Genomic DNA, 14,659 nt, shown 5'->3' with positions numbered 1-14,659 from the left:
CGAGCGGCGCCTATTTCTTTTCCATAACGCACTGGAGAGGATGTTGGTGTTTGCGTGCGAAGTCCATGACCTGCGTCACCTTGGTCTCCGCCACCTCGTAGGTGAAGACCCCGCACTCGCCGACCCCGTTCTGATGCACGTGCATCATGATCTGGTAGGCGTCCTCGTGGCTCTTGTTGAAGAACCGCTCGACCACCAGGACCACGAACTCCATCGGCGTATAGTCGTCGTTCAGAAGGAGTACCCGGTACAGACTCGGCCGCTTGGTCCGCGGCTTCGTGCGCGTGATGATCGCGGTGTTGGACCGGTCGTCGCCCCCGGGCGTGCGCGAACCGGATGCCGTGACCGCGATACGCGCCGGCCGGTGCTCCCTGGTCGAACTCGCGGTGCCCTGCATAGGGACCTGTCTCATGTGCGTCGAACCGATCCCTTGCTCGGAGCGGGCGCCGCCGGCCCTCACGGCCGATCCTGATCCTGGCCTGCCGGGAGCAGCGCTCAGCTCCACGCCGTTTAATCTACAGACGGTGAGCCGACTTCGCCAGACGCCTGTGCGCACTTGTCCGCCCTGCACCGCGTGTCCCCGGCGCATGATGGCCGACCCGCTAGCGCGCCGGGCCGGGACGGGCCGCGGCCGGTGCCAGCGCCTTCGGCCGCAGGAACGCGCCGGTCAGGCCCAGCATCGCGTCGCCGGCGGCGGCCGAGCGAGCCGCGGCGCGCTCCCCGGCCCGCTGCAGGTACGCGGCCTGCACCGCCAGGATCTCGGTCGGGCTGCGCGCCACCGCCAGCGCCCCCCAGGTCGCCCCGAGGTCGTCGAGGGCCTTCTTGACCGAGTCGAGATACTCGATGCCGAGGGTCTGGGCCGCGCGGCTCGCGATCCCGAACCGCCGCAGGGGCGTCCCGAAGCCGGAGGCGACCGGGCTCAGGGGGAGGGCAGGGGGTTTCTGCATCGCCGATCTCCGGTCCGCCGCCGAGCCGGCCCGCCATCCGCGACCGACAGTTTCGGATCGCCGGGAGAGTGTGCGGCACGACAGCCAGCGTCAAGCTCGGGCCTGTAAGAGCGGCCGGCCGCAACCGGCACGGCATGGCCGACCGGCAACAGCGGGTCGGGAACGGTCGGTAAGCGGATGCCGGACCGGCACGATCCGGCACTCGCCGCGATCGCATTAACGGGCCTGTAACTGCACTTGCCTAACTCTCCACTGATGCAGCGGGGCCACGTGATCGGCGGAAGGCTCTGCAGGGGATACGACCGGCCAGATCCGGTCTCGCGAGGCAATCAGGCGTGATGCGTAGCGTAGTAGGCCGCTCCCGGACGATTCCAGCGCTCCCGGCCGCGATCCTGGCCGCCGCCGTCCTGACGGCCATGGCCTCACCGGCCGACGCCCGGCGCGGTCGGCACCACCACGCCCGCGCCGGCGGCGGCTACAACCCGCCCTACGCGGCGATGGTCGTGGACGTGAAGAGCGGCAAGACCTTGCACGCGGTGAACGAGGACGCCCTGCGGCACCCGGCCTCGATCACCAAGGTGATGACGCTCTACATGCTGTTCGAGCAGATGGAGCGGGGCAAGTTCGCCCTCGATTCCGACCTGACCATCTCGGCCCACGCCGCCGCCCAGGCGCCGTCCAAGCTCGGCCTGCGCCCCGGCCAGACCATCTCGGTCGAGGACGCCATCAAGGCGATCGTGACGAAGTCGGCGAACGACGTGGCCTGCGCCATCGGCGAGAACATCGCCGGCTCCGAGGAGCGCTTCGCCCAGATGATGACCGCGAAGGCCCACGCCCTCGGCATGAGCCGCACGCACTACGCCAACGCCTCGGGCCTGCCCGATCCGGACCAGCTGACCACCGCGCGTGACCTGACCGTGCTGGCCCGGGCGATCCAGGACCGGTTCCCGCACTACTACCGCTACTTCCAGACCCGGTCCTTCGCGTTCCGCGGCCGGGTGATCGGCAACCACAACCGCCTCCTGGGCAACGTCCAGGGCGTCGACGGGATCAAGACCGGCTACACGCGGGATTCCGGCTTCAACCTGATGACCGCGGCGAAGTCCGAGGGGCGCCAGATCGTGGCGATCGTGCTGGGCGGCAAGTCCGGCGCGAGCCGCGACCGGATCATGGCCGACCTCGTCCGCGCCAGCCTGCCGCGCGCCTATGCCGGCGCCCGGATCTCGGCGCCGGTCACCGAGGTCGCCGAGCGCGCCCGCCCGGCGGTCGTCGCCGACGCGGTCTCGCGGACCCGCACGCAGGTCGCCTCGGCGGACGACGAGGACGTCGAGACGACCGGCACCACCGGCGAGCCCCTCGACCTGTCCCCCGCCAAGACGACGACGCCGGGCGGCACCTGGAAGCCCGGCCCGCAGGGGATCCCGAAGGCGGCCCAGGCCTATGCCGGCGGCGGCAACGCCCAGCCGCCCTTCCCGGGCGCGTCCAAGTCCACGGCCCGGGTGGCCTCCCTCGAGCGCGACGAGCCGCCGAAGGCGGTCTCCGGCGCCCGCGTCGTCCCGACCGCCTGGGTGATCCAGCTCGGCGCCATGGACGACGAGTCCAAGGCCCGGACGATGCTCTCGGAAGCGCGCGCCAAGGTCGGCGGCAGCCTGTCGAAGGCCGCGCCCTACACGGTCAAGGTCGAGCACGGCGGCACCACGCTGTTCCGCGCCCGCTTCTCGGGCTTCTCCGAGCAGGATTCCGCCCAGGAGGCCTGCTCGGCCCTGAAGCGAAGCGGCTTCAGCTGCTTCGCCACCCGGAGCTGAGACCCGCGAGACCCGCCGGCGCGCCCGCGCGCCGCGTTTCGCGAGCCACCGGCGCGCCCGCGCGCCGGTTACGGAACGGCCGCGACCGAGTTCGTCCGCGGCCGACGATCGGTAACTCTCTGACAACGCGCGTGGAGTTCAGCGATGTCGGTTCAGAAGCCTGTCCCGGGCCGCGTTGACGCGCGCCGCGCCCTCGGCGCTGCCCCCCTGGTCGGGGTGGGCGCGCTTCATGAGAGACCGGTGGGCCGACCGGATCTCCTCAGCGGTCGCCCCGCGCTGAAGCCCCAGGATCTCGTACGCCTGCTCCTGCGTCATCGCCCCTGGATGCGGCGGACGGCGCGGCCGCGGGTCGCGATCGCCCTCAGCGTCTACACGCCATCCGGGCGACCGGCGGTCGAGATACGGCTCTAGCAGGGCGGCGCCGGCGGCGTCGCGGATCCGGCAGAGCCGCAGCAGCTCGACCACGGCCCCGGTGGGCATGCTGTCGAGCCACGCGCCGGCGCCCGGCCCCGCGATGACGCGGCCCGTGCGCAGGCTGCCGTCCGGGCGCACGAGGGCGTCGATCAGGACCGTGCGGAAGCGGCGGTCCTCCGGGTCGCGCGGGCCCTCGCCGGATCCCGGCCGGATCAGCCGGCGCAGCCGCGCGGTCATGGCGGCCTGGCCCTCGATCATCCAGACGCCGCTCAGCCCGAGCAGTGCCGCGAGGACGAAGTTCCCGCGCAGGAGTAGGAACCCGGCCGCGAGCAGCGCGAAGGCGCCGAAGGTCGGCAGACGCGCCCGCCCGAGGGCGGCACCGAGGCCAGCCCGGAGACCGCCGCGGAGCCTCCGGCCGAGGCCGCCCGAGTTCTTCGACAGCCACCACAGGGTCAGGCAGGCGAGCAGGCCGGCGAACAGCACCATCGCTCAGCGCCGCACGCCGTAGAGGGCGGACGCGCTCCCGCCGATCTGGATGCTCGTCCCGTCCCCGAGATCGAAGTGGCCCGGCCGGCGCGGCGTCGGCGGGCGCACGCTCGCGTCGCAGCCGGGCTGCGGCGGGAGACGCACGCCCTCGGGCAGGTTCTCCGGGCAGAGGCGCGCGCGCGTCGGCGCCTCGCCGGCCCGCGCGGCGGCGGCGAGGAGGATCAGGGTCAGGAGGAGGGCCGCGCGCGTCATCGCCGGTTCTCCGCGACCTCGGCGGTGGTGACGCGGACCTGCCGGATCCGGCCGTCGCGCTCCACCTTGAGGGTCACGCCGGCGCCGAGGCCGGCCTCCTCGATGGCCGCGGTCAGGTCCGCGAGGCGGTGGACCGGGCGATCGTTGGCCTCGACGATCACGTCGCCGAGGTCGCCGGTCTGCGGGTCGACGCCGCGCAGACCGGCCTGCGCGGCCGGGGAGCCGGGCAGCACCCGCACGATGACCACGCCGTCGATGCCGAGCCGCGCGGTGGCCGCCTCCTGGGCGGCGATGATGCCGATGCCGGGATTGCGCACGCGGCCGGCCTTGATCAGCTCCGGCACGATCCGGTTCACCACGTCGACGGGGATCGCGAAGCCGATGCCGGCGCTGGCGCCGGACGGTGACACGATGGCGGTGTTGACGCCGATCAGCCGGCCGGCGGAATCGAGGAGCGGGCCGCCGGAATTGCCCGGGTTGATCGCCGCGTCCGTCTGGATGACGCCGGACACTTCGCGGCCCTCGCTCGTCGGCATGCGGCGGCGCACGGCGCTGATGACCCCGGTGGTCAGCGTGTGGTCGAGGCCGAACGGGTTGCCGATGGCGAAGGCCGACTGCCCGACCTTGAGATCGGCCGAGGTGCCGATCGCCAGCGGCGGCGGCATGGTCCGCACCCGCCCCAATTGCAGGACCGCGAGGTCGTAGGACGGCGCCATCCCGACGAGGGTGGCGGGCACGACCTCGCCGTCGCTCATCCGGACCGAGACCGAGCCGCCGCTCCGCGCGGCGTTCTGCACGACGTGGGTGTTGGTGACGATGTGACCGGCGCCGTCCCACACGAAGCCGGTGCCGGTCTGCGTCCCGCCCTGCTCGCCGCCCTGGTCGTCGAGGTCGAGCAGGTCGCGGTTCTGCGCGGCGCCCTGCGCGAAAACGTGAACGACGGACGGGCTCGCGCGCTCGAACAGCGCGACCGTCGAGGACTCGGCCGGCGCCAGATCGCCGCGGGCCGTGATCGCCCGGGGCGTGTCGGCCGCGTAGAGCAGCGGCTGCAGGTAGGGCTGGGCGACGTAGAGCGCCAGCAGGACCAGGACCGCGGCGAGGACGATGCGCACGGTACGATCCGGCACGGGTGACTCCGAGAGAAGCGTAGGCAGGCCCCGACAGGCCGAGCCTTAAGTGCGCGTTCAGGATCGGGGCGTCAACACAGAGAGGCGCCGCCGCCGACAGGCCCCTGACGTGTTCTGGCGCACGTCGGCGACCGGCGCAGACTGGCTAACGGAATGGTCATCATTCAGGAGCCACAATTCTCGCAAGTCCAGGGCAGCTCAGTCGCGCTCAATACGGACATGGAACACCGAACCGCGCCCGAACTTGTGCCTCGGCACCGGATGCTGGTTTCGAGAACCGCCCGAATTGATCGCAAAGCTGCCGCAGAGATGCTTGCATTGACGCCCAGACCATCGATCGCCGCAGCCCCTCGGCAGAGCCCGGCGGCGGCGATCTGAACGGTCCAAAACGGTTCGGAAGGACGAGTACCCATGGAAACCGAAGCTCTGGAACGGCCCGCGGATCTGACGATCTGGCGCACCGCCCCGGCGACCGCCCCGCTGGCGCAGCCCGAGCGCTACCGGACCCTGCGGGAGGCGATCGCCGCCGCGGCCGGCGCCCTGGCCGACCCGGCCAAGCAGCCCTGGATCATCACCGAAGAGGGCGAGATCCTCTCGCCGAACTGGATCCGCACCTACCTGAACTGACGATCGATCTCCCGGAGAACGGGGATACCGGGGACGGCGGCGCGAAGCCCCGCCCCGGTGCCCCGCGGGCTCACTCCGCGGCGTCCGACTGGCGGAAGCCCTCGATCCCGACCTGATCGGGGTTGATCGCGTGCAGCGCCCGCCGGGCCGCCTCGAGCGGGTGCTCGGCCTCGATCCGGACCGAGGTCAGATCCGGGCTCTTGTAGACCGTCACGATCGTGTCCATCACCTCGGTCAGCGTCGTGCGCTTGTCCTCGGGGGCGGCGATCAGCAGCTGCAGCCCCCAGGCGCGGTAGAGATCGACCAGCGCCTGGCTGTTGCGCACGTCGAGCTTCGAGAACGCCTCGTCGAGCAGGCACAGGCCGAGCCCCGGATTCTCGTCGCCCGGCCGGTCGCCCGGGTAGTAGGCGCTGGCGAGCGACGCGGCGATCGCCACGTAGAACGGCGCCTGCGCCTCGCCGCCGGAGCCGCGCAGCGCCCGGGCCGACATCGTGGTGCGGTTGCCCGCCCGGTCGCGCATGCCGATCTCGTAGACGAAGTAGTTGCGGTAATCGGCGAGCCGCGCCGCGTCGTCCGCGCCGGCGATCAGCGCGGTGATCTCCTCGAGCGCGGCCGCCATCGGCCCCTCCGCCTCGCCGGCGAGCAGCGCCTGCGCGGCCTCGGGCGAGCGGGCGGTCTCGGTGGCCAGCGCGTGGACGGCGGCGTAGCGGCGGTCCACCGCCGCCTCGAACGCGTAGGTCTGGCCGGTGAAGCTGCGCGCCGAGAGCCGCTCGTTCAGGGCCGCGAGCCGGGCATGGACCCGCTCGAACCGGTCGGCGAGGCGCGTCAGCAGGTCCTCGGTCATGAGGCGGCGCATCTCGGACTCGGCCCGCTCGGCCTGCGCCCGGTAGCGGCGCAGCTCGTGCCCCTCGACCGCCTCGTATTCCCGGCGCACCCAGGCGAAGCCGTCGATCGCCGGGGCGTCGCCCGAGGCGAGGGGGTTCTCGACCCGCCAGGCGGCGCAGGCCTCCGCCAGCTCGCGCTCGGCGATGCGCCCGTGCGAGCGGGCGGCCTCGGCGGAATCCCGGGCGAGGCCGCGCTCGGCGCTCACCCGCGCCCCGGCCGCCTTGGCGTCGAGGCCGGCGAGCGCCCGCCGCGCCTCGGCGACCGCGCCGAGGTCGAAGGGCTCGGCGCGGGCGAGGCGCACCCGCGCCGCGTCGCCCGCGCTCAGCTGGCGCAGGGCCGCGCGGCGGGCCGACAGGGCGGCGCGGACGGCCTCGCGCACCGGCCCCAGACGGGCGCGCAGGGCCGCCTCGTCGGCGAGCAGGCGGTCGAGCTTCGGCTCCAGCTCCTCCGACAATTCCCGCAGGTAGCCGACCCGCTCGGTGGTCAGCGCGGCGATCTCGGCGGCGAGCCCGGCCGTGTCGCGCTTCTCGATGCCCTCCCGCTCGGTCTGGAGCGTGCGCCGCCGCCCCTCCAGCCCGTCGAGCTCGGCCCGCAGCGCATCCACCGCGTCGAGGCCCCGGGCGACGCGGGCCCGGATCGCGGCGGCCGTCCGGGCGGCCTCGCGCAGGACCGCGGCCTCGCCGCGCAGGCGCCGCGCCTCCGCGACGGCGATCTCGTGGGCGCGGCGGCTGTCGGCGGTCGGCCCGCGATGGCCGCGGGTCATCAGCAGGTCGACGCTGCGGGTGACCGTGTAGGCCATGCCGGCCGTGGTCCGGCCGCTCGGCGCCACGGCCCGGGACAGGCGCGCCAGTTCGGCATCGTCCCGGGCGAGGTCGTAGCCGCCGAGCCGCACGCCGAGGAACGCCTCGGCGTGGGGGTCGCTGGTCTCGATCACGGTGAGCGGACCGTCGTCGTAGCGGCGGGCGCGCTGCTTGGCGGTGTCGGTGGTCTTGACCAGGATGCAGCGGCTGAAGCGGTCGCGGCCGGATTGCAGCACGCCGAGCGCCTCGCTCAGCCGGTCCGGGGCGACCACCAGGGCCTCGCGGGCGCGCCCGAGCAGCCCTTCGAGCGCCGGCCCCCAGGTCGGGTCGACGATCTCGGCCAATTCGCAGATCGGCAGCGCGTCGATCCCGCGCCGCTCCAGCTCGCCGCGGAACGCCACCGTGTCGGAGGACAGCCGCGCCGCCGGGCCGCCGCCGGTGCGCGGCGCCGTGCGCTCGGCCTCGCTCTCCTGCGCGCGGGCCTTGAGCGCCGCGTCCTCGGCGGCCCGCTCCAGGGCCTCGTCGAAGTCGGGCAGGCGCGCCAGCCCGTCGGCCAGCTCGGCCAGCGTGCCGTCGGGGCGCAGGATCTCCTCGGGCGAGGCGTCGCGGCGCAGGCCCGCCCGGGCGCAGGCCTCGGCGAGGCGGGCCGCCTGCGGGCAGCTCTGCCGCAGGATCGGGGCGACCGGCTGGAGCTTGGCCATCTGCCCGACGAGGGCGACGAGGTCGCCGATCCGGCCGATCAGCTCCTTGCGGTCGCGCTCCAACATGGACAGGCCGAGCGTCGAGGCCGCGAGCCGGCCCTCGGCGGCGCCCGCCGCGGCCAGCGCCTTCTTCTCGGCGATCTCGCCGTCGATCTCGCGGACGTAGCCGCGGCTCGCCGCGACGCGCTCGCGGGCGATGCGCAGGGTGTCGGCGCCCTCGCGGAGGCGGCCCCGGACGGCGATGAGGTCGAGGCTGCGGCGGCGCAGGTCGGCGCTGGCCGCCCGCAGCTCGTGCGTCGCGGCGGCGAGGACCGCTTCGCCCCAGGCCTCGTAGCGGTCGCGCAGGCGCCGCAGGCGCCCGAGCCGGGTCTCCAGCTCGGCGATGGTCTCCCGGAGGCGCCGCCAGTTGGCGATGGAGTGGCGCACGCGCTCGACGTCGAGGGGCTCCGGCTCGAGCACGAAGGCGCGCACGAAGGCGCTGGTGTCGAAGATCGGCTTGAACGCCACCGCGTTGGCGAAGCTGCGCAGGAAGTGGCGCGGCTCCGGCGCCGGCGCGCCCTCGCGCAGGGTCGCCAGCACGTCGGCCGTGAAGCGCTCGCCGGAGGTGCGGTACTCGGTGAAGCTCGACGCGCGGGCGCGCAGCTCCGCGGCGATCTCGCTCCAGGGCGCCGTGTAGGTGCCGCCGGGGGCGGTGCGGGCGTAGTCGGAGACCTCGAACCTGTGCCCGACCGCGATGAAGCGCGACAGCACGGTCTCCTTCGGCTCGGCGGCCCGGGCCGCCAGGGCGAGGCCGACCGAGACCACGCGGCCGGAATCGGGGTTCTCGAAGACCAGCACCAGCACGGTCTCGCAGGATTCCCGCGTCGGGCGGCCGCCCTCCGCCGGGTCGCTGATCCAGCCCAGGCAGTAGTCGCGCACGGTGCGGGCGCTGCGGCCGGAGGCCGAGGCGTTGAGGGCGAGGCGGCTGGCGTTGTTGCCGGCCAGCACCGTGCCGACCGCGTCGAAGATCGTCGACTTCCCGGCGCCGGTCGGCCCGACCAGCGCCGCGGCGCCGCGCAGGCGGATCTGCTCGCGGCGGATCAGGTACCAGTTCGAGATGGCGATGTCGGTGAGGACGTACACGGTGTCGGTGGGTCGGGTCGGTGGCGAGGAATGAGCGGCCCAGTTGGCCGGACTCGGCCGCGTATGCAAGCCGACACACGCGAACCCGTGAAGCCTGATCCTACCTCAGGTTATAACCCTGTTAGCACAAACTGTTCATGTCCTGCGGGTCTCGCCCGCACGACCGGAACCGACCGATGCGTCTCAGTCTCAAAGCAAAACTCAGCGGCCTCTTCGCCCTCCTGCTCCTGGCGGCGATCGTTCAGGGCGGCGTGACCCTCTACAAGATGCAGGCGGTCGACCAGCGGCTCGCGGAGCTGATCGACAACGCCGTGCCGTCGATCAACGAGGCCCAGGCGATCAACGCCCTCGTGATGCGCTCGCGACTGTGGCAGTTCCGCTACGTGACGGCGGATACCGACGCCGAGCGCGAGACCAGCCTGAAGAACGCCGACGAGATGATGCGGAACCGCCAGGCGAAGGCCGAGGCGTACCGCAGCCTGGTGGCGTCGAAGGAGGAGCAGGGGATCTACGACGACCTGCTCGCCAAGCTGGCGGTGCAGCAGGCCGACTGGACGCGTCTGCGCGCCTTCCCGGCCGACCAGCACGACCAGGCACTCGCCTATTTCCGCGGGCCGATGAACGCCAACTACCTCGCGGCCTCCAGCGCGACCCGCGCCCTCGCCGACCTGAACATCCGGAACGGCGAGGCGGCCGGGCGCGCGGCCCGCGACAGCCAGGCCGACGCGGTCCGGACGACCGTCGTGAGCCTGCTCGTCAGCCTCGTCATCGCGCTCGGCGCCATGCTGTACGCCTTCACGGGCGTGTCGCGGCCGCTTTCCGGGATGACGCTGTCCATGCGGCGGCTCGCCGACGGCGACACCCAGGCCGAGATCCCCTACGCGGCGCGGCGGGACGAGATCGGCGCCATGTCGGCGACCGTCGCGGTGTTCCGGGAGAACCTGCTGCACGCCCGCGCCCTCGAGGCCGAGACCGCGCAGGCCCGTGCCGGCGCCGAGGCGCAGCGCCGGCAGGCGACGCGCGAACTCGCCGACCGGTTCGAATCCGCCATCGGCGGCATCGTCGGCTCGGTGACGTCGGCGGCGACGCAGCTCCAGTCCACGGCCCAGAGCCTCACCGCGACGGCGACGCAGACGGCCGGCCAGTCCACCAGCGCGGCGGCCGCCGCCGAGGAGGCCTCCTCCAACGTCACCACGGTCGCGGCGGCGGCCGAGGAGCTGGGCTCCTCGGTCAACGAGATCGGACGCCAGGTCGGCTCCTCGGCGGACCTGGCGCAGGCCGCCGTCCGCGAGGCGGCCGCCACGGCCGACCTCGTCCAGGCCCTGAGCACCGGCGCGCGCCGGGTCGGCGAAGTGGTCGACCTGATCTCGGCGATCGCCAGCCAGACCAACCTGCTGGCGCTGAACGCCACGATCGAGGCGGCCCGGGCCGGCGTCGCCGGCCGCGGCTTCGCGGTCGTCGCCACCGAGGTGAAGGCGCTGGCCGACCAGACCGCCAAGGCGACGGCCGAGATCTCGGCCCAGATCGCGCAGATCCAGGGCTCGACCGGCCAGGCCGTCCAGGCCATCGACGGCATCGCCGGCCGCATCCGCGAGATCAGCGGCATGGCCAACTCCATCGCGGCGGCGGTGGAGGAGCAGGGCGCGGCCACGCAGGAGATCGTCCGCAACGTCGCCGAGGCCGCGACCGGGACCGAGTCGGTGACCGTCAATGTCAGCGGCGTCGCCGGCGCCGCGGAGGAGACCGGCGCGGCCGCCGCGCAGGTCCTGGCCTCGGCCTCCGAGATGGCCCGCCAGGCGGCCCATCTCGGCAGCGAGGTCGAGCACTTCCTGGCGACGGTCCGGGCGGCCTGAGCGCGGTCACGTGGGTTCGGCCGCACGTCGCGGTTGACGTATCTCACGCCGTCATCGCGAGCGCAGCGAAGTGACCCAGGGCAGCGCGACGCCGGCAATCGTGGCGCCGGCTGGATTGCTTCGCTCCGCTCGCAAAGACGGCGCCGAACTGGTCGACCGGACGGCGGAATCAGGCCTCGCCGGCCTCGGACCACGCCCGCAGGCGCTCCATCCAGGCGTCGGAGGCCAGCACCGTCAGCCCCGGCAGGAGCGACAGCGGCGTGACCCGCTCGACCCGGTCGCGCTCGCCGAGGCGCAGGCCGCCGCGCTTGGCGTAGAGGCGCAGGATGTCGGCGAGCCGGCCCTCCTCGGGGGGCTCGTTGCGCGCCACGGCGCGGATCTTCTCGACGATCTCGTCGGTGGTGCAGTCGACGATCCCGTCCGTTCCGGCCCGGTGGTCGCGCAGGCCCTCCTCGTAGAGGAGCCGGAGCGCCAGCAGCACCAGGGTCTCGTCCTTGCGCAGGCGCTCCGAGACGATGTCGTGGCGCGGGGCGTCGGCGGCCGGGCTCAGCGAGACCATCTGGTCGCGGTGCGACACGGTCAGCGCGTAGCCGAGGCAGGCGAAGTAGTCGGTGAAGAACGGCGCGTAGTGCCGGGCGAGCTCGTAGGAGCGGCCGATGCCCTGCGTCTCGGCGTAGATCACCTGCCCCTTCAGCAGCACCTGGAGGGCGCGGCACAGCTCCTCGGCGTCCGGCGCCCGGGCGCCGGGCGGCGGCGGCTCGTCGCCGTCGATGATCGCGCGGAAGCCCTCAAGCACGGGGACGGCGCTCCAGCAGGAAATCCGGGCAGTCCAGCCAGCCGTTGACCACGCGCTCGGGCAGCCGGGTCAGGGCGTAGCGCGCGCCGAGCTTGGCGTCGAACAGCACGTCGATCTCGCGCAGGCGCTGGAACACGATGAAGTCGTCGACGCCCGCGATGGCGATCTGCGACCCGCGCAGCCGCACCGCCTTGCCGAGCCGGGCCTCCACGAAGGCGCTCATGCTCTCGGGCGTCACGGTGGTGCGGCGCCGGAACTCCGCCTTGGCGGCCGCGAAGGCGTCGACCACGGGGTCGTCCTCGATGTCGGGCAGCGGCTCCATGTCGATGGCCGACTTGCGGGCGCGCGGCGCCTGGAGATGCGCGTGCCCGATCGGCGGCCGCAGCAGCGAGACGTCGCCCGGCACCTCGGGGGCGATCTCCGCTTCCCCGACGGCGCGCAGCATCGCGGCGACGCGCTCGACGCCGCTCGGGTCCGGGCGGTCCATCACGTGCAGCGCGGAGGCGATCCGGCGCTCCAGGCGCGCCACCACGGCGTCGACGGCGTCGAGGTGGTTGTCGAGGCCCTCGAAGACCGCGAGGATCTGGGCGAGATCCGCCCGGACGGCCCGCTGCGCCGTGTCGAGATCGGCGCTCCGCCCCTCGCGGATCAGGCCCTCGGCCAGGGCCCGGACCGTGAGGGCGTCGCGCAGCGCCCGGCCGGCCTCGCGCACCACGCTGGCGCGGAAGCGGAACGGGTTGAAGCGGGTGTGCAGCGTCCGGTAGTCGCTGATCAGGTGGCGCTCGACGAAATCCTCGAAGAACAGCCGGAAGGTCTTGGCGCGGTCGGGCTCGCGCAGGATGCGCTCCTCGACCTTGCGCATGCCGGCCGCGAGGCCGCGCACGTGGGACAGGAAGGCGGCCGCGCCCCGCGCGGCGTTGGACAGCGCCTCGGATCGGTTCGCCGGGTCCGACAGGGCGCTCTCAAGCCCGCCCAGCACCTCCAGGACGGCGCCCCCGTAGGAGCGGGTCTCGCCCCGTTCCAGCCGCGACAGCTCCTCCAGGAGGAGGCGGGCCTCGGGGTCGAACTCCGCGACCGGGACGTAGCGCTCGCGGCGCTCGATCAGCCAGCCGGTGTCGAGGAGGCGCCGGTAGAGCGCCGTGCGGCGCTCGGCCGGGTCGGCCGAGATCGGCTCGTCGCCGCTGACCTCGGGGTCGCTCCAGCCGGCGGCGAAGTCGCCGATCTCGGCCAGGAGCTCGGCCTTGCGCACCGGCTCGGCCCCGAGGACGCGCCGGTGCAGGTGCAGGAGCAGGGCCGCGTTGAAGCCGCGGCTCGGCGAGGCCAGCGGCTTGAACAGCTCGTCGGACAGCTGCGCGAACAGCATCGTGTCGAAATTCCTGCCGTCGCGCAGCCGTGCCGCTTACTTCGCGCCGAGGAGCTCGACGTCGAAGATCAGCGTGGCGTTCGGCGGGATCACGCCGCCGGCGCCGCGGGCGCCGTAGCCGAGCTGCGGCGGGATGATCAGGGTGCGCTTGCCGCCGGTCTTCATGGTGGCGACGCCCTCGTCCCAGCCCTTGATCACCTGGCCGGCGCCGAGGGGGAAGCTGAAGGGCTGGTTGCGGTCGCGGGACGAGTCGAACTTCTTGCCCTTCTTGCCGCCCTCGTCGAGCCAGCCGGTGTACTGGACGGTGACCGTCTGGCCGGCCTTCGGCTCGGGCCCGGTGCCGACGACCTCGTCCTGATACTTGAGGCCCGACGGGGTGGTCACGGTCTCGGCATTGGCGGCTGTGGTCATGGCGATCAACGCGGCTCCGAAGAGGGGGGACAGGCGAGGCATGGTTTCTCCCTGGAGCCGGCGCCGTGCGCGCCGGCCGTCGGGAGGCCTTCTATCGCCTCGGACCCGTCCAGGCCAGGGAGGCGGCCGGCGGCGCCCCCAAAGGGCGCCCCACGGCGCGTTTGGAGGCGCGCTTGGGGGCGCGCTCAGGCGGCCCGGACGCCGTCGAGGAAGCGGCCGACCTCTTCGGTCAGGTGCGCGGCCTGGGCCGACAGGGCGGCGGCGGCACCCAGAACCTCGCCCGCCGCCGCCTCGGTCGCGCCGGAGGCCGCGGCGACGCCGGCGACGTGGCCGGTGACCGCAGCCGCGCCCTGCGCCGCCTGGCCGACGTTGCGGACGATCTCGCGGGTCGCCGCGCCCTGCTGCTCCACCGCCGCCGCGATCGTGGTCGCCACGCCGTCGATGTCCCGGATCCGGGCCGTGATCGTCCCGATCGCCGCGACGGCCTGGCCGGTCGAGGCCTGCACCCGCCCGATCTGGCCCGCGATCTCTTCCGTGGCCCGGGCGGTCTGCTCGGCCAGCGCCTTCACCTCCGTGGCCACCACCGCGAAGCCGCGCCCGGCCGCGCCCGCGCGCGCCGCCTCGATCGTGGCGTTGAGCGCCAGCAGGTTGGTCTGGCCCGCGATGGTCGAGATCAGCCCGACCACGTCGCCGATCCGCGCCACGGCCTCGCTCAGGTCCCGGACCAGCGCGCCGGTCCGGTCGGCCTCCGCGACCGCCGCCCGCGCGAGGCCGGCCGAGCCGTCGACCTGCCGGCCGATCTCCTGCACGGAGGCGCCGAGTTCCTCGGCCGCCGCCGCCACGGTGCCGACGTTGCTGGCCGCCTCCTCGGCCGCGGCCGCGACGGTGGTCGACTGCCCCGCGGTCTCGGCCGCGGTCTCCGTCATGCCGCGGGCCGTGGCCTGCAGGCCGGCCGCCGCGGTCGAGACCTGCGCGACGATCCCGCCGACGGCGTCGGCGAACCGGTCGGCGACCTGCCGCATCGCGAGGCCGCGCTGACGCGCCGCGTCCTGCCGGGCCGCCTCGGCCTC

General features: G+C 73.9%; 13 protein-coding genes. 3 read left to right on the top strand and 10 right to left on the bottom strand.

What is annotated here, in order from left to right; translation table 11 throughout:
- Nucleotides 1-10: 10 nt before the first annotated feature.
- Together clpS and BM314_RS03400 are read right to left on the bottom strand one after the other, a co-directional pair.
- Nucleotides 11-397 carry an ATP-dependent Clp protease adapter ClpS gene (gene clpS, locus BM314_RS03405; RefSeq protein WP_026605344.1) on the bottom strand — a complete coding sequence of 129 codons (387 nt, stop codon included), beginning with the start codon at nucleotides 395-397 and terminating at the stop codon, nucleotides 11-13.
- 205 nt (nucleotides 398-602) lie between these two features.
- A complete protein-coding gene (locus BM314_RS03400; protein ID WP_020095815.1) occupies nucleotides 603-947 on the bottom strand; it encodes a phasin family protein in 345 nt (114 codons plus the stop codon).
- Between the two features lie 338 nt (nucleotides 948-1,285).
- On the opposite strand from BM314_RS03400, the gene BM314_RS03395 reads away from it, so the two are divergent.
- On the top strand, nucleotides 1,286-2,752 hold the full coding sequence (locus BM314_RS03395) for a D-alanyl-D-alanine carboxypeptidase (RefSeq protein WP_091976918.1): 1,467 nt from the start codon (nucleotides 1,286-1,288) through the stop codon (nucleotides 2,750-2,752).
- A gap of 138 nt (nucleotides 2,753-2,890) precedes the next feature.
- Here the strand turns inward: BM314_RS03395 and BM314_RS03390 are convergent, their stop codons facing one another.
- The 3 genes from BM314_RS03390 to BM314_RS03380 are packed head-to-tail and all read right to left on the bottom strand — an operon-like array spanning nucleotide 2,891 to nucleotide 5,031.
- On the bottom strand, nucleotides 2,891-3,652 hold the full coding sequence (locus BM314_RS03390) for a J domain-containing protein (RefSeq protein WP_091976916.1): 762 nt from the start codon (nucleotides 3,650-3,652) through the stop codon (nucleotides 2,891-2,893).
- A gap of 3 nt (nucleotides 3,653-3,655) precedes the next feature.
- Nucleotides 3,656-3,904, bottom strand: coding sequence for a hypothetical protein (locus tag BM314_RS03385; protein ID WP_020095812.1), 249 nt, complete (start codon nucleotides 3,902-3,904; stop codon nucleotides 3,656-3,658).
- The gene (locus tag BM314_RS03380; RefSeq protein WP_026605342.1) at nucleotides 3,901-5,031 is read right to left on the bottom strand and encodes a S1C family serine protease; all 1,131 of its coding nucleotides are present in this window, start codon (nucleotides 5,029-5,031) and stop codon (nucleotides 3,901-3,903) included. Before BM314_RS03380 ends, BM314_RS03385 begins: the two co-directional genes overlap by 4 nt.
- A gap of 411 nt (nucleotides 5,032-5,442) precedes the next feature.
- Between BM314_RS03380 and BM314_RS03375 the strand changes: the two genes are divergently transcribed.
- Complete coding sequence (locus BM314_RS03375; RefSeq protein WP_020095810.1) at nucleotides 5,443-5,658, top strand: hypothetical protein; 216 nt, start codon at nucleotides 5,443-5,445, stop codon at nucleotides 5,656-5,658.
- A gap of 70 nt (nucleotides 5,659-5,728) precedes the next feature.
- Here the strand turns inward: BM314_RS03375 and BM314_RS03370 are convergent, their stop codons facing one another.
- Complete coding sequence (locus BM314_RS03370) at nucleotides 5,729-9,166, bottom strand: SbcC/MukB-like Walker B domain-containing protein (RefSeq protein WP_091976914.1); 3,438 nt, start codon at nucleotides 9,164-9,166, stop codon at nucleotides 5,729-5,731.
- 176 nt (nucleotides 9,167-9,342) lie between these two features.
- Here BM314_RS03370 and BM314_RS03365 point away from each other — a divergent pair, with 176 nt between their 5' ends.
- Nucleotides 9,343-11,019 carry a methyl-accepting chemotaxis protein gene (locus BM314_RS03365; protein ID WP_020095808.1) on the top strand — a complete coding sequence of 559 codons (1,677 nt, stop codon included), beginning with the start codon at nucleotides 9,343-9,345 and terminating at the stop codon, nucleotides 11,017-11,019.
- A gap of 169 nt (nucleotides 11,020-11,188) precedes the next feature.
- On the opposite strand, the gene BM314_RS03360 is transcribed toward BM314_RS03365, so the two are convergent.
- From BM314_RS03360 to BM314_RS30460, 4 genes are all read right to left on the bottom strand, one after another.
- Complete coding sequence (locus tag BM314_RS03360) at nucleotides 11,189-11,815, bottom strand: DUF4194 domain-containing protein (RefSeq protein WP_020095807.1); 627 nt, start codon at nucleotides 11,813-11,815, stop codon at nucleotides 11,189-11,191.
- The gene (locus BM314_RS03355) at nucleotides 11,808-13,178 is read right to left on the bottom strand and encodes a Wadjet anti-phage system protein JetA family protein (RefSeq protein WP_091976913.1); all 1,371 of its coding nucleotides are present in this window, start codon (nucleotides 13,176-13,178) and stop codon (nucleotides 11,808-11,810) included. The genes BM314_RS03360 and BM314_RS03355 overlap by 8 nt, the downstream gene beginning before the upstream one ends.
- 36 nt (nucleotides 13,179-13,214) lie before the next feature.
- Complete coding sequence (locus BM314_RS03350; protein WP_026605341.1) at nucleotides 13,215-13,631, bottom strand: FKBP-type peptidyl-prolyl cis-trans isomerase; 417 nt, start codon at nucleotides 13,629-13,631, stop codon at nucleotides 13,215-13,217.
- A gap of 143 nt (nucleotides 13,632-13,774) precedes the next feature.
- A partial coding sequence (locus BM314_RS30460; RefSeq protein ID WP_244539833.1) for a methyl-accepting chemotaxis protein occupies nucleotides 13,775-14,659 on the bottom strand: 885 nt, incomplete at its 5' end.

It is taken from the genome of Methylobacterium sp. 13MFTsu3.1M2 (genome assembly GCF_900112625.1).
Taxonomy (GTDB): domain Bacteria; phylum Pseudomonadota; class Alphaproteobacteria; order Rhizobiales; family Beijerinckiaceae; genus Methylobacterium.
This window is presented reverse-complemented; position numbering and strand designations above follow the sequence as displayed.

Excerpts from the sequence above, each read along its gene's own strand:
- clpS (WP_026605344.1), bottom strand. The coding sequence starts at position 397 with ATGCAGGGCACCGCGAGTTCGACCAGGGAGCACCGGCCGGCGCGTATC.
- BM314_RS03375 (WP_020095810.1), top strand. The coding sequence starts at position 5,443 with ATGGAAACCGAAGCTCTGGAACGGCCCGCGGATCTGACGATCTGGCGC.
- BM314_RS03400 (WP_020095815.1), bottom strand. The coding sequence starts at position 947 with ATGCAGAAACCCCCTGCCCTCCCCCTGAGCCCGGTCGCCTCCGGCTTC.
- BM314_RS03350 (WP_026605341.1), bottom strand. The coding sequence starts at position 13,631 with ATGCCTCGCCTGTCCCCCCTCTTCGGAGCCGCGTTGATCGCCATGACC.
- BM314_RS03390 (WP_091976916.1), bottom strand. The coding sequence starts at position 3,652 with ATGGTGCTGTTCGCCGGCCTGCTCGCCTGCCTGACCCTGTGGTGGCTG.
- BM314_RS03385 (WP_020095812.1), bottom strand. The coding sequence starts at position 3,904 with ATGACGCGCGCGGCCCTCCTCCTGACCCTGATCCTCCTCGCCGCCGCC.
- BM314_RS03365 (WP_020095808.1), top strand. The coding sequence starts at position 9,343 with ATGCGTCTCAGTCTCAAAGCAAAACTCAGCGGCCTCTTCGCCCTCCTG.
- BM314_RS03355 (WP_091976913.1), bottom strand. The coding sequence starts at position 13,178 with ATGCTGTTCGCGCAGCTGTCCGACGAGCTGTTCAAGCCGCTGGCCTCG.
- BM314_RS03395 (WP_091976918.1), top strand. The coding sequence starts at position 1,286 with ATGCGTAGCGTAGTAGGCCGCTCCCGGACGATTCCAGCGCTCCCGGCC.